This is a genomic window from Ruminococcus sp. 5_1_39BFAA, from assembly GCF_964240875.1.
In the GTDB taxonomy this organism is placed as follows: domain Bacteria; phylum Bacillota; class Clostridia; order Lachnospirales; family Lachnospiraceae; genus Blautia_A.
Genome location: NZ_CAXSVO010000005.1, coordinates 40371 through 58455 on the forward strand (window position 1 = coordinate 40371; position 18085 = coordinate 58455).

Genomic DNA, 18085 nt, shown 5'->3' on the forward strand with positions numbered 1-18085 from the left:
GAAAAGGAGAAAGCAAAATGCAGTATGGATATTTTGATGATGAAAGGCGGGAGTATGTAATAACAAGGCCGGACACGCCTGCTCCGTGGGCAAATTATCTGGGCTCTCCAGAATATGGCGCTGTGATTTCAAATAATGCGGGAGGCTACAGCTTTGCAAAATCAGGTGCAAATGGACGTATTCTCCGGTATGTATTTAACGGTTTTGACCAACCGGGGCGCTATCTGTATATCCGGGACAATGACAGTAAAGATTACTGGTCAGCCTCCTGGCAGCCGGTAGGAAAAGATCTGGAAACATATAAAAGTGAATGCCGTCACGGGACAGGTTATACAAGAATGATTGCGGATTACACCGGCATTCATTCCGAAGCACTGTACTATGTTCCAATGGATAAGGAATATGAGGTGTGGGGCCTGAAGGTAACAAACCAGTCAGATACCAACAGAAGCTTAAGTGTTACAGGATACGCAGAATTTACAAATAACAGCAATTATGAGCAGGATCAGGTAAATCTCCAGTATTCCCAGTTTATTACCAGAACTCTTTTTGAAGGCAATCGTATCCGTCATATGGTTCACGGGAATCTGGACGGACTGGATGATGGCAAGGATGTAGACGACAAGATCGTTGTGGAACGCTTCTTTGGACTGGCAGGCAGTGAAGTTTCTTCTTATTGCGGCGACAGGGAAAAATTTCTCGGAAGGTATCACGGATACGGAAATCCTGCAGGCGTGGAGAAGGGAGGCCTTGGAAATGAGCTGAGCTACAATGAAAACGGCTGCGGCGCGCTGACGTCTCAGATCGTACTGGCACCGGGTGAATCCAAAAGCCTGGCATTTGTCCTTGGGATGAAGTATGACGCGGAAGCAGAAAAAATCCTTAAGAGCTATGAGAAGCCGGAAGAAGTCTGTGAAAAGGAAGTGGAAGAGATCAGATCCTACTGGCATGGAAAGCTGGCACATTTTCAGATTAAGACTCCGTGTCCTGAATTTAACACTATGATTAACACATGGAATGCGTATAATTGTTTTATGACCTTTATCTGGTCTCGGGCAGCTTCCTTTATCTACTGTGGTCTGCGTAACGGATACGGATACCGTGATACAGTACAGGACATTCAGGGGATCATCCATCTTGCGCCGGAAATGGCTGTGGAAAAAATACGCTTCATGCTGTCAGCACAGGTGGATAACGGAGGCGGCCTGCCCCTTGTAAAGTTTACGCACAACGCGGGACATGAGGATACACCGGATGATGCGTCTTATGTAAAGGAAACAGGACACCCGGCTTATCGTGCGGATGATGCCCTGTGGCTGTTTCCGACAGTCTATAAATATATTTCCGAGTCCGGCGACCTTGCCTTTATAGACGAAGTGATTCCCTTTGCCAACCGGGACGAGGGTACGGTTTACGAGCACCTGAAAAGAGCGATCGATTTCTCCATGAAGCATCTGGGAAGCCACGGAATGCCGGCTGGTCTGTATGCGGACTGGAATGACTGCCTGAGACTGGGTAAAGAGGGAGAGTCTACGTTTGTGGCGCTGCAGTTCTACCTTGCCATGACCATTCTGAAAAAATTTGCAGAATATAAAAAAGACGAAGCGTATATCGCTTATCTGGAAGAAAGCCAGGCAAAGCTTGGAAATATCCTTGACGGGCTGTGCTGGAATGAAGACCGTTTTATCCGGGGCTTTACGGAGACAGGGGAGGTCATCGGAAGACGCACAGATCCGGAAGCAAATATGTGGCTGAATCCGCAGAGCTGGGCTGTCATCAGTGGATTTGCTTCAGAAGAACAGGCGGATAAGGCGCTGGATGCGGTTTATGAGAGGCTGAATACAGAGTATGGGGCAATTCTTATGGATCCGCCCTATCATGAACACGCTTTTGGCGGAGCACTGGCTGTTATTTACAATGCAGGAACAAAGGAAAATGCAGGAATCTTTTCCCAGTCCCAGGGCTGGATCATTCTGGCGGAGGCACTGCGGGGACACGGTGACAGGGCATTTGGTTACTTTATGGAAAATGCCCCTGCAGCACAAAATGACCGTGCGGAGGTCCGAAAGCTGGAGCCTTACTGCTACGGACAATTTACAGAAGGAAAAGCAAGCCCGCATTTTGGACGTTCCCATGTACACTGGCTTACCGGAACAGCGTCTACGGTCATGGTGGGCTGCGTGGAAGGGATTCTGGGAATGCGTCCGGATTTCTACGGACTTAAGATTGCTCCTTCCATACCCAGGTCATGGGATGGTTTTGAGATTGAAAAGGATTTCAGAGGAAACCATCTGCACATTGTAGTTTTCAATCCGGGACATGTGGAATCAGGATGTAAGAAGGTTTTTGTAAACGGAAAGGAAATAGAAGGAGATTATATTCCGGCAGAGCTTCTGGAGAAATATACAGAGATTGAATTTATTATGTCATAATCTTTATATAAGGGCGGACACCGCCGTCAGGATTTGGCGGTGTCTGGTTTTGAGAGAGGTGCGACACTCCAGGTGGTGCAGTAATAGAGGTCACGGTATTTTTTTGGAGTCATTCCAACCAGCTTTTTGAAAATCTGTATAAAATGGCTTTGGGAGGAGAAGGACAGGTAGTTTGCAATTTCGATCAGGCTGTAGTCACAGAATTTGAGAAGATTCTGCGCCTTTTCCACCTTTTTCTCCCGGATATAATCGCTGACAGAAATACCTACCTCTTCCTTAAAAATGCGGGAAAGATAACTGGCGGACAGGCCGGTATGGGCAGCAAGGTCTTCGATGGTGATCCGCTCTTTGATATGGGCGTATATGTATTCAATACAGGAAGTGACTGGCTTGGAGGTTCCGGCATTTTTGCGGAGAAGCCGCATTTTTCCTGTAAAATCCAGAACCATGCGGTCATGGAGGCTGGCAACCTCCTCGGTGGTGTGAAGCAGGTCCAGCTTCAGAATGTAGAAGTCGCTGAGACGGAATGCCTGCTCCATTTCCATTCCGCCTTCCACGCAAAGCCTTGTTATAAAAGCGGTTGTGATAACAAAATGGTATTTCAGATTTGTGACCGGATTACGGGAGAGAATCCCTACCCCTTCGGATTCGGTAAAGCGCTTTTGCTCACAATTCTGGCGTACAGCATCGATATCACCGGAGCTGACAGCCTGATAAAAAGCGATTTCCTCGTTCTGCGGGCGATGGGTACGCTCTTCCTCACTGTCCAGTGTTTCCTTTCTGTACCAGTCCTGCAGTAATCCCATGTGAACGCTCCTTTCCTGCCGCATTACAGGGCAGATAAAAATTTTGTTTATTATATCATGAATTTGACATTTTTACAATTAATCTAATATATTGCTTTAGAAAAAAGAGGTACACTATCATCATCAAAGGGAGAGAGAAAATCCCGAAAAAATAAAAAACAGGAGGACAAAGATTTGAAGAAAAAGTTAATTGTTGCGTTAGTTGCGGCAGCTATTGCATCAGGATCAATGGCTGGAAATGTGTTTGCAGCAGAGGAAGGAAAGGTTATTAATATTTATTCATGGAACAATGAATTCCGTGAGCGCGTGGAAGCTGTTTACTCTGAGGTGGAGGAAACCTCCGAGGACGGCACAGTAACAAAATTAAAGGATGGTACGGAAATACATTGGATCATCAATCCGAATCAGGATGGTGTTTACCAGCAGAAACTTGATGAAGCATTGCTCAGACAGGCTGATGTTTCAGATGATGAAAAAGTGGATATGTTTCTGTCAGAGACAGATTATGTAAATAAATATACAGATGCGGATGCAGATGTTGCAATGCCGCTTACGGACATTGGCATTGACCCGGAGACTGATCTGGCAGACCAGTACGACTTTACCAAGACAACCGCATCTGATCAGAACGGTGTGCAGAGAGGCTCCACATGGCAGTGCTGCCCGGGACTTCTGGTATATCGCCGTGATATCGCAATGGACGTATTCGGAACAGATGATCCGGAAGCAGTCGGCGAGAAGGTAAAAGATTGGGATACTATCAAAACTACAGCAGAGGAACTGAAAGCAAAGGGATATTATACATTTTCTTCCTATGCAGACACCTTCCGTCTGTATGGCAACAGCATTGAAGAGTCATGGGTTCAGCCGGGCGAGACAACCTTAAAGGTTGATCAGAAGATCATGGATTGGATCAAGGATTCCAAGGAATGGCTGGATGCCGGCTACTTTGACAAGACCGTAAAAGGCCAGTGGAACGACGACTGGAATAAATCAATGGGCTCCAAGTCCAAAGTATTTGCATTCCTGCTTCCGGCATGGGGAATCGATTTTGTCTTAGAGAAAAACTGGGACGGCGATGAAGGCGCATGGGCTGTTACAAATCCTCCGCAGGAATACAACTGGGGCGGTTCCTATCTGCATGCGTGTGCAGGCACAGACAATCCGGAGCATGTAAAGGATATTATCCTCGCGCTGACCGGTAATAAGGATAACCTGTTAAAGATTTCCCAGGATTATTCAGACTTTACAAATACAAAGAGCGGTATGCAGGAAGCAACGACTGATGATGAGAATTTCTCCTCCGCATTCCTTGGCGGACAGAATCCATTCAAATACTTTGCTCCTGTTGCAGAGAATATTGCCATCGCACCTCTTTCCGCTTATGATCAGGGCTGCGTTGAGCTGATCCAGAATGCGTTCAGCGATTATTTCCAGGATAAGGTTGAATACGATAAAGCAAGAGAAAACTTTGAGACAGCGATCAGAGAGCGTTATCCGGACATCAGTGAGATCCAGTGGGCAGAATAATGTGATCAATCTGTGGGGCATATCTATGCTCCACAGATATTTTGAGGAAAGGAATGATATCTTATGAGGAAAAAGCGCAAAAGTATCAGTTATGCGAAATGGGGATATATTTTTATTCTTCCGTTTTTCATTTGTTATTTTATCTTTTCTTTGATCCCTCTGGCAGATACGGTGAGATACAGCTTTTTTGAGTATTATCGCTCCGGAATCAAAGAAATCGGTCCAAATTTTATTGGGATGGAAAATTATACCAGCCTGCTGCAGTCAGATATGCTGAAGTATGGAATAAATACCCTGATCTTATGGATCATCGGATTTATTCCGCAGATTGTAGTTGCTTTGATCCTTGCCGTATGGTTTACGGACATTCGTCTGAAGATCCATGGAAAGCAGTTCTTTAAGGTGGTTATCTATCTGCCGAACCTGATCATGGCGTCTGCGTTTGCCATGCTGTTTTTCACAATGTTTTCAACCAACGGACCCATCAACTCGATTCTGATGTCTCTGGGGCTGATTCAGGAACAGATCGACTTCATGGGGACTACATTCGGGACGCGGTCCCTGGTTGGATTTATGAACTTCTTGATGTGGTTTGGAAATACAACTATCATGCTGATGGCGGCAATTATGGGTATCAGTGTGGATGTCTTTGAGGCTTCCGAGCTGGATGGATGCAATACGATAAAAAGATTTTTCTACATCATCCTGCCGCTGATCCGTCCGATTCTTGCTTATACACTGATCACAGCCATCATCGGCGGTCTTCAGATGTTTGATGTTCCGCAGATTCTGACCAATGGACAGGGTAATCCAGACCGTACTTCTATGACGCTGATTATGTTCCTGAACAACCACTTGAAGAGCAAGAACTATGGTATGGCGGGTGCGCTGTCAGTTTACCTGTTTATTATTAGCGGTATTTTGTGTCTGATTGTATACAGGATGACAAATGACAATGACCCGGACGGCTCCAAGGCGGCTGCAAGAAGGAAAGCAAAAGAAGAAAGAAGAAGGAGGAAATAACATATGAAATCCAAAAAGCCAAATCTCGTACAGAGTATCATTGCGCATACCGTGCTGATCATTCTGTCGCTTATGTGCCTGTTCTTCTTCTATATTTTGATCATCAATGCCACACGGTCTCACGCAGACCTGCAGAAAGGCTTTTCCGCGCTGCCGGGAAAATATTTTCTGGAGAATCTGAAAAATGTTGCCAATGACGGAACCTTCCCTATGTTTCGGGGAATCCTGAACAGCTTGATCGTATCCGGCTGCTCAGCGGCGTTGTGTACATATTTCTCATCATTGACAGCTTATGGACTGTACGCATATGATTTTAAAGTGAGAAAAGCAGCGTTTACGTTTATCATGGCAATCCTGGTTATGCCTACCCAGGTTACGGCAATGGGCTTTCTGCGTTTGATTACGAAAATGGGGATGTATGACTCCCTGCTTCCCCTGATCATCCCATCCATTGCATCCCCGTCCGTGTTCTACTTTATGTACAGCTATCTGCAGTCATCACTTCCATTGTCTCTGGTGGAAGCGGCAAGAATTGACGGAAGCGGGGAATTCAGGACCTTTAATCAGATCATACTGCCGATCATGAAGCCGGCAATCGCGGTACAGGCGATTTTTACATTTGTGGGTTCCTGGAATAATTACTTTGTTCCGGCATTGGTCATTCAGTCAAAAGACAAAATGACGGTTCCGATTTTGATCGCTACGCTTCGAGGTGCGGACTATATGAATTTCGACAGTGCTAAAATTTATATGATGATTACGGTAGCGATCGTTCCGATCGTTGTGGTATATCTGCTTCTTTCAAAATATATCATTGCAGGCGTAACGCTTGGCGGTGTAAAAGAGTAAATTTAACAGATCAGAGATCCCCCGCTTTCAATGCGTATAGCATTAAGTGGGGAATTTCAATAAGGAGAAAAAATATGACAGCAGGAAATCAGACTCGCAGCGGGACGCTGGCGCCTCATCCCTCAGATCGGGAGGTTACGCACAGCCGTCTGGCACGGGAAATGGCGGCAGAGGGAATGGTTCTATTAAAAAATGAGGGACTGCTTCCGTTCAAGGAATCCGTACGCCTTGCATTGCTTGGCGCTGGTGCGGCAAAGACAGTGAAAGGGGGGATTGGCTCAGGAGATGTAAACAACAGGGAAAATATTTCCATATACAGAGGGCTTAAGGAGTCAGGAGTATTTCTTACCAGCGAGGGCTGGCTCTTGGACTACAATCAGCGTTATGATGCCGCCAGAGAGGAATGGAAGAAAAAAATACTGGAGGATGCGAGTCATGTGGAAAATCCATTTGATGCGTATTCAGCGAATCCGTTTGTGCTGCCGGAGGGACGGGATATCCAGCCGGAGGATGTGAAGGGGGCCGAGGCAGCCGTTTATGTCATCAGCCGTATTTCCGGAGAAGGCAAAGACCGGCGCAGGACAGAAGGAGATTATTATTTAAGCAGAAAAGAGCAGGAGGACATCCTGTACCTTAATGAGAAGAATATTCCGATCGTGCTGATATTAAACGCAGGAGGTCCGGTAGAGCTGACGGATATTCTGCAGAAGGCGGAATATATAAAAGCAATTTTAAATATTTCCCAGCCGGGCCAGGAGGGCGGCTATGCAGCGGCTGATGTTTTGCTGGGAAAGAAAGCGCCGGGGGGAAGGCTGACTACAACCTGGGCGAAACGCTATGAAGATTATCCCTATGCTGACACGTACAGTTATCTGAATGGAAATTTGGAATGGGAAGAATATAAAGAAGGCATCTACGTAGGATACCGGTACTTTGACAGCTTCGGCATAGAGCCTCTGTTTCCTTTTGGTTATGGACTTTCCTATACCTCATTTGAAATAAAATACGAAGGACTTCGGATTAAAGAAGATGGCTTTGAGGTGGAAGCCACAGTGAAAAATACAGGGGACTGCTATGGCGGCAGGGAGGTAGTTCAGGTTTATGTAACACTGCCGCAAAATGGCGGAGCCAGGGAATTCCAAAGGCTGGCAGGGTTTGCCAAGACTGCTGTTCTGCAGCCGGGGGAATCACAGAGGCTTACCATTGCCATAGAGCAAAAGCAGATAGCTGTTTTTTCTGATAAGAAGCATGCCTGGCTGGCAGAAAAGGGAAAATATGGCGTGTGGGTAGGTGAGAATCCGGCTTCTTTGCAGTTGGCGGCAATGCTTTGGATCCCGGAGGAGGTGATTCTGGAGCAGGTACATACAGTATGCCGGAAAGCGGCAGACTTCGAAGAACTGGGGGCAGCGGCATCAGCAGCGAAAAAAGAAGCGCAGTGGCTGACAATGGCTAAAGAACAAGGCGTTCAGGAGCTTATTTTTGTGCCTCAAAAAGAAGAAAAGAAAACGTACCGGAGACCTGATGTGCCGGAGCAGCCAATTTCAGAGCTGATACCGCTATTGTATGGAAATATTACTATGGGTGCCAGTACTCTGGGATCCGCTGGAATCCGTGTTCCCGGTTCGGCTGGGGAGACAACGGAAGCGCTGGAGAAAAAGTACGGAATGAGCTCCCTGATCATGGCGGATGGTCCGGCCGGGCTCCGGCTGCGGCAAAGCTATGAGGTGGATCAAAAGAGTGATGAAGTGTATGGTCTTGGCGTATTGGGGTCTCTGGAAAACGGATTTTTGGAGCCAATGGAGCATCATGAAAATGCGGATACCTATTATCAGTATTGCACAGCATTTCCGGTGGGTACTGCTTTGGCGCAGACCTGGGATAAGGATCTGATGAGGCGCTTTGGTGAGGCGGTTGCAGTTGAGATGGAGGAGTTCCATGTGGATCTGTGGCTGGCGCCTGGTATGAATATCCACAGAAACCCGTTGTGCGGACGTAATTTTGAGTATTATTCGGAGGACCCTCTGTTGTCCGGAGTTATGGCGGCGGCAGTGACCGAAGGTGTACAGAGCCGAAAAGGGTGCGGTGTGACCATTAAACATTTCGCCTGCAACAATCAGGAGGACAACCGCATGGGTGTGGATGTCCGTGTTTCCGAAAAAACGCTCCGGGAAATTTATTTCCGCGGATTTGAGATCGCAGTGAAGAAAAGTGCGCCTATTGCGCTGATGACATCTTACAATCTGATCAATGGGGTCCATTCGGCAAACAGCAGGGACTTGTGTACCACACTTGCCCGTGATGAGTGGGGCTTTGACGGTATCATTATGTCGGACTGGAACACAACGGTTCCGGAGGACGGGAGTGTGCCGTGGCAGTGTGCGGCTGCCGGAAATGATATTATCATGCCGGGCAGTCCCAAGGATGCTCAGAGCATTCAAAAAGCGTATGAAGAAGGAGAATTAACAGAGGAAGACATTCGAAATTGTGCGGGACGTGTGCTTGAGGTGATCAGAAAGCTTGGCAAATTCAGATTTTCGTGCTAAAATAGGCAGAAAATATATGCCGGAGGTAGGACCTTGAATCTGAATAAGGAAAATATGAAAAAGATATATGGGCTCATTGCATTTGCTGTGCTTTTGTATCTTGGGGTGCAGAATATCAATGTGGTGTTGAAATATGTGGGGCTTGTCTGGGGGCTTCTCCTTCCATTTGTTGTGGGCGGCGCCATGGCGTTTGTGCTGAACGTGCCTATGTCCTTTATAGAAAAGCGCTTTTTCGGGAAAATCAAAGAAAAAGGCGGCAAGGCGGCGAAAGCGGCGCGTCCGGTAAGCCTGGTGCTTTCCATTGTGTTTGTGGTGCTGATCATCCTTGTGGTGATCCTGGTTGTGGCACCGGAGCTGGGCAGCACACTGGTGACTGTGGTGAAGGGAATCGAAGAAAGTATCCCTAAAGCACAGGAGTGGCTGGAGGAAACCTTCCACAGTGATTCCCAGATCGTAAAGTGGGCGAATTCGATTGATATACAGCCGGAGAAAATCATAGATTCCGCAGCCAGTGTTTTGAAAAACGGCGTGGATAACATTCTGGCATCTACCATTACCGTGACAAAGGGCATTTTAAGCACTGCAATGAATGTGGGAATCGGGTTCATTTTTGCCTGCTATCTGCTTCTGCAGAAGGAGAAGCTGGGGGTTCAGGTGAAAAAAGCTGCTTATGCCATATTACCGGAGAAGGTGGCAAAATACGCAGGGCATGTATGGTCTCTTGCCAGCAGGATTTTTGCCAGCTTTATCACAGGGCAGTGCATTGAGGCTGTGATCCTGGGCAGCATGTTCTTTGTATCCATGACGATCCTGCGCTTCCCTTATGCTATGTTGGTGGGAGTTCTGATCAGTTTTACAGCTTTGATTCCTGTATTTGGAGGTTTTATCGGCTGCTGGGTAGCTTTTTTCCTGATCCTGATGGTAAGCCCGGTAAAGGCATTGATGTTCCTGGCGCTGTTTTTGATTTTGCAGCAGATCGAGGGAAATCTCATTTATCCCCATGTAGTCGGAAACTCCGTAGGACTTCCCGCCATATGGGTTCTGGTAGCCGTCACTGTGGGCGGCAGCCTTATGGGAATCGTGGGAATGCTGGTTTTCATCCCGCTGGTGTCCGTGGTTTACACCTTATTCAGGGAGTGGGTTTACGGCAGGCTGAAGCAAAAGAAAATAAAGGTAGCCTGAAAGAAGTCTGGCTGAAAAAAGATACCGGTATGTTTCGGAATCGTATATAACGGAGGAGTAAAGGCTGACAGCATGTATCCAGTGGAGGATGCGGCTGTCAGCTTTGCTTTTCAGATCACATCTTCGATCACCAGTATTCCGCAGCGGAACACTTCCACTTCGGCTATGATTTCGCTTTTGCCTTCCGGTATGCTCCACTCACATTTCTGTCTGGCTCCGTGATGTTCATCGGGGGTGGCGAACCATATATGTTTCGGCTTTCGATGTATTTCGATCTGTGCAGATATTCTTATATTGTGGCTGGGCTTACGTTTTCCCTCTGCCCAGAGATTGTCATTTTCAGACAGGTTCACAAAATAGATCACCTTGGTATCTTTGCTCTGGCGTATATGATACCAAATTTTTTGGGGTTCCCCATCAGCGCTGCCGGCGGGAGTAAATACATATTCCCGGTTATCCCATCCCTGGTGTGTCATACTCACATCTGCCAGCTCTCTGTCATAGAAAAACTCCCCATACTGTACAAAAAAGTCCTGATAAGTCCGCACAGCGGCTAATTGTTTATCGGTGAGGGTCACATAATCCGCATAGTACCCCTGGGTGATCACGGCATTCTGCTCTCCAAAAAAGATCTGAGAGGCACCGTGCATGGCAATGACAAAAGACAGATATAGCTGGCTTTCCAGCGCGCTTTCGGATTCGCACGTACGAAAGGCTGCCGGGTATGCCGCGATAATTACAGGCCTTTCGCCACGGCTGGCCTCACGGATCAGACTGCCAATATGACGATACGTTACGTTGGGTGGCCAGACCTCTATATAGACAGCGGATTGATGGGCATTCACGGTCCTGGCAAGGGGCCATCCGCCTACATTGTTAAAAATCAGAACAGGAGAGGTATTATTTTTTGTCAAGAATTCCGCGGCATCATCGATCAGCGGAGTGAACTGCTCCTCCAGATATTGTATTTCTCCCTTCCAGTCAAGCGCTGTTTTCGGCTCCCCATAGGTATCCATATGGATCCCGTCAAAGCCTGCCTGTTCCATGGCTGTTCGGTACTGTTTCAGGATATGTTCATGCCATCCGTTTTCACGGCTGATATTCATAATGTAAAAGGTTTCAATAAAGCACAGAGGCTTTCCCTGACTGTCATACAGGCTCTGTTCAGGATGATCGCGCTGATATTGAGCAGATGCGGCGTACACGGCACCGTATGCCAGGGCTTTCATGCCGTATTTGTGACACGCCTCCACTTTTTCGCGGATCACACACAGATCATTTTTCTTTCCCATCATATCAGTATAATGAGTTTCGGGTGCTACCAGATCATCATGGCGGTACGACCAGTCGTAGAACTGTACTGCATTGATATGCAGCTTCAGCATGCTGACAATATCCTCCTCACCGCTGTCTGATTCAGAAAAATCGCTGAGAAAACCATATCGGATCAATTTTTCGGAGGATACGATATCAAAGGCAGTATAAGCATGATAAAGGCACACATCCCCACGGTAGAATTCAGCTTCCACACCATAACCGCCTGGTTCTGCCGGAAAATCCTTCAGGAGAAGGCGGTTTTTTCCGGATGTCAGATCAACCGGAAAGCAAAATACCTGCTTCCGGGTGATCCGCAGCACTGCACGATCCGCATTGCCGTTGTTCTCGGCAATCAGAAAAATTTTCGTTCCCGGTTCAAAGCTAGCTTTTGCGGGATAAATATCAAACTGCATTCTGTATGTTCCTCCTATCCTTTCATTGCGCCATCCGTCAGCCCTTTGATAAACTGCTTCTGGAAAATCAGAAAAACAATTACCACAGGCACAATGGCAATAGCTGAAGTTGCCGCCATAATATTCCATTTTGCGCCTCCAAATTGCTGGAAGAATACGGACAATGCCTGGGGAATATTCTGTTTTGCCCGTGATTGCAGGAAAAAAGCAGCCTGGGCATAATTGTTCCAGATACCAAATCCGTTCAGGATCACAAAGGAAGCAGTGGCAGGTCGGATGACCGGAAAGATAATCTTCCAGAATACAGCCATTCCGGTACAGCCGTCTATGGCAGCCGCCTCATCCAGCTCCTTAGGCAAAGCCTCTATAAAAGTAGTGTAGATAAATACAGCGGAAGGCATAGCTAATGTGGAACAAACCAGCACCATACCCCACAGCGTATTGACGGCATGAAGCTTTCTCATCAGCGTATATAGCGGAACTGTATTGATGATGCCCGGTATCATCATACAGGAGAGAAGGATACCAAACACAAGCTTATTAAACCGTGTCTTGTATCTGGCAATGGCGTATCCAGCCATTCCGCCCGCTGCAATGGTAAGCACCAGGGTTCCTGCCGTGATCACTGCGGAGTTTACCATGGCAGTCCCGATGCGTGACTTATTCCAGGCATCGAGAAAATTCTGCCAGTAAAATTCCGGAATAAATATATTTCCTTCATAAAAAACCCGTTTGGAAGAATTCAATGCCAGGATCAGTAAAATAAAGAATGGGAGCAGACTGGTAAGACAGATCAGAAGAATTATCAGTCCTCTTAAGATTTTCAGTATACGTTTCATCTACATCCTCCTCTACTCTTTGGCTCTGGTCAAACGCATGGAAATGAGTACCGGAACCAGAATGATAAAAAACAGGATCAAGGCCACTGCAGTGGAATAACCGGTTTTGCTGCCATAACACATGCGCATAATATAAATGCTGAGGCTCTCCGTAGAATAACCGGGACCGCCCTGTGTCAGCGACATGATGATATCAAAGACGGACAGCGAGCCTATGATATTTGTAATGACATTGATGCGCACCGACGGTTTCAGCAAAGGAACCGTAACACTGCGGAAGCACTGCCATCCATTGGCACCGTCGATTCTGGCTGCCTCAGTCAGTTCTGCCGGGATGGATTGCAGACCAGCCAGATAAATGATCATGGTCATTCCGGAATATTGCCATACATTGACCAGGATCAGTACCAGCATGATGGTTCCATAGCTCTTCATCCAGCTTGCAGTCAGGTCAGGCAGTCCAAGCTGTAAAAATGCGTAATGCAGGTATCCGCGTCCGGGCTGCAGCAGAAAATACCAGATATATCCCATGATCAGCGGGCTGATAATAGCCGGAAGGTAAATGATCACTCTGGCGATGCTCTGTCCGCGGAAATGACTGTTCATCAGCAGTGCATAGCAAAGCCCCACGACATTCAGCAAAAAAGCACTGCACACAGCGAAAACCAGAGTGGTTCGGATATCGTGAATGGCACGTTCGTCTGAGAAGAAATCAATAAAATTTTGAAGTCCGATAAAATTTGCAGTTCCCATACCATCCCAGTCTGTAAGGCTCATGCCGATTCCTCTGAAAAGCGGATAGATAAAGAATACGGCAAAGAGCAAAAATGCCGGAAGGGACATAAATTGTGTCACACAGATTTTTTTTCTTTTCACAATTACTCCTCCTTAAAAAGTCGCATTTTAAAAGGAGCCGCTGCAATCCTTTTCTGTCATGTAACAGCTCCTTCGCAGTTGAAATTTTTCTTTAGAAGCCGGCATCCCAGGCTTTCTCATAAGCTGCTGCAAATTCTTCTGCCGTATATTTGCCGGCAAGAAGATCCTGTACCATTCTTCCTGCATCATCTCCTGAAAAACCGGCGGGTTTTTCATTGGTAAAACCAATGTTTGCCGCAGATTCCACAGCGGCATTCACGCCTTCCACTACAGTCTCCGGAGCCCATTTTGCATCTACATCTGTAAAGGCAGACGGAGAACCAAGGCTCTCGGCATATTTTGTCTGGTTCTCTGCGCTGAACAGATACTCCAGAAAGGCCTTTGCTTCCTCTTGATGCTCAGAATCCGCACTGATGCTGTAGCCGGAATCCTCTGCTACCAGTACCATAGGAGTGCCATCCTCCATCATAGAGGGATAGGGTGCAAACCCAATCTTATCTGCCATTTCCGGATCTTTTTCCAGAATATTGGAGAGGCACCACATACCGTTGCTGAACATTGCTGCTTCGCCGGAAACAAAGGCATCTACACAGTTGTCGCTGGTGGCTGTCAGAACATCCTCATTGATGAGCCCTTTTTCCTGAAGCTCCAGCAGCCCAGCTGCAAATGTTGCCATGGCACCGTCTGCAGCGCCAAAGTTCAGAATGCTCTTGTCGTTATTCAGCATGGCCTTTTTCGTCTCTGTGGCACCGTATTTTGCTTTGATATAGCCATGAGGGATAAATTCGATCAAATGTCCCAGATGCCATGCTTCACTTCCGAAAATGAACCAGGGTGCGACTTCCGGCATCTCGGTTTTGATGGTTTCCAAATTTGCAACAAATGTCTCCCAGGTGTCTGCGGGAGCCAGATCCAGTTCATCAAAGATCTCCTTGTTATAAAAGAAACCAGCCATGGTCATATTGGTACAGATACGATACTGCTTTCCGGAGTTTACATCCGTACAGCTTTCTTTCATGGAAGGGATCAGCCTGTCCCAGATGTCGTTCATGTCCGACAGATCCAGATATTTGCCCTGGTCAACATATTCCTGTTCATAAGTGGTCATGATATCCGGCGCTTCTCCTGATGCAAACTTGATCTTAATGATATTGCTGGCATCATTCTGATATTCCTGCTCAACGGTGATGCCATCATTTTGGGCATTGAAATCTGCGATGATCTCATCCATCAGATCCACGGTTTCCACTTTCCCGGTGAAGAATGACAGATCGGCATCCGCTGCACATACAGGAAAAGCCAGAACCTCCAATGCCATGACTCCTGTTAAAAATCCTGCTAAAAGTTTTCTCATATTTGTTCCTCCTTCTCTGAAAACCTTTTTGATAAGTCTATTATACGTCTGTATATACTTGTTGAAAATTCCTGATTTTTTAGAATGATATCCTGATTTTTTGGATATCTTATACAGAATATTGAAATTTTTGGAGCACCATTTTATAATATTTCATAGATGCAGCGATCGCGGCAGGATACATAAAAACAGGAGACGGCCTATGAAAAAACGGAGGAGCTTAACTCTTTTTACAAACACGATACAGCAAAAGCTTTTTTGTATCATATCTGCACTGATTTTCGGCACGGTCATTCTGGTGTCAGGCTTCAGCCATCTGCGTTTTGCCTCTGATTATACCAGGCAGTCGGCGGAAAATACCAGACAGCTTATGGAGCAGATCACGCTGAATCTGGATGCTTATATTGACGAACTGACCAGACTGTGTCTCAGTCCTTATTATAATCGGCAGGTAATGCAGCAGTTGATGCATACGCCTGAGACAGCTCAGGAGAAACTGGATAAAAAACGGGAGATTGAAAATTATCTGGGGCAGGTTATGACCACTCCGCGAAAGGATATCCTTCGTGTCTATATTTTTTCGGACTCTGTTTATTCCTGCAACCGGACCGCACATGACGCAGATACCCAGACCTATGAATCGGAAGAATGGTATCAGAAGGCGCTTTCCGGCAGCCAATATGTTATTCTGCCTCCGCAAACAGAAGATTCTGACACCTCTCCCATTACCTTTTTTTCGGTGGCAAAACAGATATGCAGTCTGAAGGATAATTCTGAAGTCCTGGGAGTCATCCGCGTGGACGCCAACTACAGCGGTATAAAATCCGTTTGTGACCGGGTTTCGGTACGTCCCGGAAATGCTTTGATGATTCTCGATAAGAGCGGTAATCTGATTTACAATCATGCTGATCTGAAAGAACCTGTTTCCAGTGAGGAAGTGCTTCAGATCCTTTCGCAGGACGATTGCTCAAGTGCCAGGCTGCATGGAGAATCCTATCTGGTCCATGCGCAAAACATTCCTTCCACTGGCTGGAATGTGGTGACCTTTAATTCCAAATCGGAGATTTATGCCAATGCAAAAAGGACGCTGGTCTTCAACCTTCTGATCGCAATTTTTATGGTGGGTTTGGGTGTGATCTTATCTGCATTTACCTTACATCGGAACTTATATCCGCTCTATCAGACGGTTTCCCTGATGCAGCAGGTGCAGAACGGAGATTTATCTGTCAGGGCTGATACAGACTGTACATCGGAGATTTCTTATTTGAATGCCTCGTTTAACTGTATGCTGGAACAGATCCAGCAAATGATCTTTCAGGAAACTCAGCTTACAAAACAGGTATATGAAGCAAAATATTTGCAAAAACAGGCTCAGTTTGATTCTTTGTATCATCAGATCCAGCCGCATTTTCTTTTTAATACCTTGAATACCACCAGTCTTCTGATAAAATGTCAGCGGTATCAGGAAGCCATTACCAGCATTGAACAGTTGTCCGTGCTGCTGCGGGGGATTATTTATTCGGATAAGGAGATTTCGTTGGAAGGAGAGCTGGCTATTACGAACAGCTATCTGGAACTGCAAAAACTCCGTAACAGCTATCTTCATTTTTCCATCCGGACTGATGACACGGATCTTTCTTTGGAAATGCCAGCCTTGTCTATTCAGCCCTTGGTGGAGAACGCGTTGATTCACGGCTGCAGCTCAATGGAAGAGGATTTTATGATCGAAGTTACTGTATGCAGCAGGGAGAAGCAGCTTAGAATCGCGGTTTGTGATAATGGAATCGGTATGACAGAGGAGGAGCTGGCTGCTTTGAAACAGCGTATGGAGGACTGCGAAGCAGGTGATATATGTTCCGCGGGTGGGATTGGCCTGATCAATATTCAAAAGAGAATACATTTAAAATACGGGGAGGCTTATGGGCTGGAAATACAGTCTGGAAAAAATAAGGGAACGGTTATTACTCTGTCGCTTCCGAAGGAGGTTATGTAATGTACACAGCGTTAATTGTGGAAGATGAACCGCTCATGAGGGAATATTTGCTGGCGAACCTGTCTGTTATTCATTGGGAATGGAAAACAGCTGCCTGTGCCAAAAACGGTGTGGAGGCACTGGAGCTTCTGCAGAAACGGCATTTTGATCTGGTCATTACAGATATAAAAATGCCGCGGATGGACGGGCTGGAGTTGGCTGATTATATCCATAAAAGGTTTCCGGATATGAATATGATCCTGCTGACCGGGTATGATGAGTTCGATTATGCCAGAGCAGCAGTGCGCGCAGGTGTTACGGATTATCTGCTGAAACCCCTGAAGGATATGGAACTGCACGATGTACTGAACAGTATTGCGGAGAAGCTTTCCGGTTCAAGAGAGAATGCCGGACAGGACAGGGTGGCTGCTATATCGTCACAGGATGTTTCGGAAAAAGAAGCGCCTAATATTATTGTACAGCGGGCGAGGGCCTATATTCAGACCCATTATGCTGCTCCGCTGTCATTAAATGAACTGGCAGAAATCCTGAATGTTAATCCTGCCTATCTGAGCAGTATTTTTAAATCTGACCGGGGGGAATCCTTTTCGAAATACATTCTGAGACTGCGGATGGAACGTGCCGCAAAGCTGCTTCGTACTCATCCCGCGGCAAGGATCAATGAAATTGCGGAAGAAACAGGGTATGTGTCTGCCAGGCATTTTGATACGGCATTTAAGAAGTATTACGGTATTACGCCCAATGAATACAGAATGGGGAGTGAATGTGCAGAAAGAGGTGGAATAGATAAATAAAAATGCGGAAACCTTCTCAATTTGTTTATGCAAATCCAAAAGGTTTCCGCACCGCGGGACTCGCTGCAATTTGCGCTGCAAATCGCACCGCGCCGAATAGCTTCGCGCTACGACTCAGCTTTTTTATTGAGCTC

The 18085-nt window shown here is 46.5% G+C and carries 13 protein-coding genes; 8 read left to right on the forward strand and 5 right to left on the reverse strand.

Annotated features, from left to right (window positions below; translation table 11 throughout):
• The first annotated feature begins 17 nt into the window (after nt 1-17).
• Complete coding sequence (locus tag ACESZH_RS08355; protein WP_373214431.1) at nt 18-2432, forward strand: GH36-type glycosyl hydrolase domain-containing protein; 2415 nt, start codon at nt 18-20, stop codon at nt 2430-2432.
• A gap of 26 nt (nt 2433-2458) precedes the next feature.
• Here the strand turns inward: ACESZH_RS08355 and ACESZH_RS08360 are convergent, their stop codons facing one another.
• Nucleotides 2459-3238, reverse strand: a complete 780-nt coding sequence (locus tag ACESZH_RS08360; protein WP_373214429.1) for a helix-turn-helix domain-containing protein — start codon at nt 3236-3238, stop codon at nt 2459-2461.
• Between the two features lie 174 nt (nt 3239-3412).
• Here ACESZH_RS08360 and ACESZH_RS08365 point away from each other — a divergent pair, with 174 nt between their 5' ends.
• From ACESZH_RS08365 to ACESZH_RS08385, 5 genes are all read left to right on the forward strand, one after another.
• Nucleotides 3413-4768 carry a carbohydrate ABC transporter substrate-binding protein gene (locus tag ACESZH_RS08365; RefSeq protein WP_373214427.1) on the forward strand — a complete coding sequence of 452 codons (1356 nt, stop codon included), beginning with the start codon at nt 3413-3415 and terminating at the stop codon, nt 4766-4768.
• Nucleotides 4769-4831: 63 nt separating this feature from the next.
• Complete coding sequence (locus ACESZH_RS08370; protein WP_373214424.1) at nt 4832-5791, forward strand: carbohydrate ABC transporter permease; 960 nt, start codon at nt 4832-4834, stop codon at nt 5789-5791.
• Between the two features lie 3 nt (nt 5792-5794).
• Nucleotides 5795-6640 carry a carbohydrate ABC transporter permease gene (locus ACESZH_RS08375; protein ID WP_373214421.1) on the forward strand — a complete coding sequence of 282 codons (846 nt, stop codon included), beginning with the start codon at nt 5795-5797 and terminating at the stop codon, nt 6638-6640.
• A gap of 74 nt (nt 6641-6714) precedes the next feature.
• Entirely contained in the window at nt 6715-9183 is a 2469-nt protein-coding gene (locus tag ACESZH_RS08380; protein ID WP_373214418.1) for a glycoside hydrolase family 3 C-terminal domain-containing protein, read from the forward strand.
• Nucleotides 9184-9216: 33 nt separating this feature from the next.
• Nucleotides 9217-10365, forward strand: a complete 1149-nt coding sequence (locus ACESZH_RS08385; protein ID WP_373214415.1) for an AI-2E family transporter — start codon at nt 9217-9219, stop codon at nt 10363-10365.
• 110 nt (nt 10366-10475) lie between these two features.
• Here the strand turns inward: ACESZH_RS08385 and ACESZH_RS08390 are convergent, their stop codons facing one another.
• The 4 genes from ACESZH_RS08390 to ACESZH_RS08405 form a co-directional block, all read right to left on the reverse strand.
• The gene (locus ACESZH_RS08390) at nt 10476-12095 is read right to left on the reverse strand and encodes a glycoside hydrolase family 66 protein (protein WP_373214413.1); all 1620 of its coding nucleotides are present in this window, start codon (nt 12093-12095) and stop codon (nt 10476-10478) included.
• A gap of 14 nt (nt 12096-12109) precedes the next feature.
• Entirely contained in the window at nt 12110-12934 is an 825-nt protein-coding gene (locus ACESZH_RS08395; protein ID WP_373214412.1) for a carbohydrate ABC transporter permease, read from the reverse strand.
• Nucleotides 12935-12946: 12 nt separating this feature from the next.
• The gene (locus ACESZH_RS08400) at nt 12947-13810 is read right to left on the reverse strand and encodes a carbohydrate ABC transporter permease (protein ID WP_373214409.1); all 864 of its coding nucleotides are present in this window, start codon (nt 13808-13810) and stop codon (nt 12947-12949) included.
• A 91-nt stretch (nt 13811-13901) separates the two neighbouring features.
• Nucleotides 13902-15164, reverse strand: coding sequence for an ABC transporter substrate-binding protein (locus tag ACESZH_RS08405; protein ID WP_373214406.1), 1263 nt, complete (start codon nt 15162-15164; stop codon nt 13902-13904).
• A 202-nt stretch (nt 15165-15366) separates the two neighbouring features.
• Between ACESZH_RS08405 and ACESZH_RS08410 the strand changes: the two genes are divergently transcribed.
• Together ACESZH_RS08410 and ACESZH_RS08415 are read left to right on the forward strand one after the other, a co-directional pair.
• The gene (locus ACESZH_RS08410) at nt 15367-17157 is read left to right on the forward strand and encodes a sensor histidine kinase (RefSeq protein ID WP_373214404.1); all 1791 of its coding nucleotides are present in this window, start codon (nt 15367-15369) and stop codon (nt 17155-17157) included.
• Nucleotides 17157-17951, forward strand: a complete 795-nt coding sequence (locus tag ACESZH_RS08415; protein WP_373214401.1) for a response regulator — start codon at nt 17157-17159, stop codon at nt 17949-17951. Before ACESZH_RS08410 ends, ACESZH_RS08415 begins: the two co-directional genes overlap by 1 nt.
• Nucleotides 17952-18085 lie beyond the last annotated feature (134 nt).

Coding starts and splice junctions, on each gene's coding strand:
- ACESZH_RS08355 (WP_373214431.1), top strand. CDS start 18: ATGCAGTATGGATATTTTGATGATGAAAGGCGGGAGTATGTAATAACA.
- ACESZH_RS08360 (WP_373214429.1), bottom strand. CDS start 3,238: ATGGGATTACTGCAGGACTGGTACAGAAAGGAAACACTGGACAGTGAG.
- ACESZH_RS08370 (WP_373214424.1), top strand. CDS start 4,832: ATGAGGAAAAAGCGCAAAAGTATCAGTTATGCGAAATGGGGATATATT.
- ACESZH_RS08375 (WP_373214421.1), top strand. CDS start 5,795: ATGAAATCCAAAAAGCCAAATCTCGTACAGAGTATCATTGCGCATACC.
- ACESZH_RS08380 (WP_373214418.1), top strand. CDS start 6,715: ATGACAGCAGGAAATCAGACTCGCAGCGGGACGCTGGCGCCTCATCCC.
- ACESZH_RS08390 (WP_373214413.1), bottom strand. CDS start 12,095: ATGCAGTTTGATATTTATCCCGCAAAAGCTAGCTTTGAACCGGGAACG.
- ACESZH_RS08395 (WP_373214412.1), bottom strand. CDS start 12,934: ATGAAACGTATACTGAAAATCTTAAGAGGACTGATAATTCTTCTGATC.
- ACESZH_RS08405 (WP_373214406.1), bottom strand. CDS start 15,164: ATGAGAAAACTTTTAGCAGGATTTTTAACAGGAGTCATGGCATTGGAG.
- ACESZH_RS08410 (WP_373214404.1), top strand. CDS start 15,367: ATGAAAAAACGGAGGAGCTTAACTCTTTTTACAAACACGATACAGCAA.
- ACESZH_RS08415 (WP_373214401.1), top strand. CDS start 17,157: ATGTACACAGCGTTAATTGTGGAAGATGAACCGCTCATGAGGGAATAT.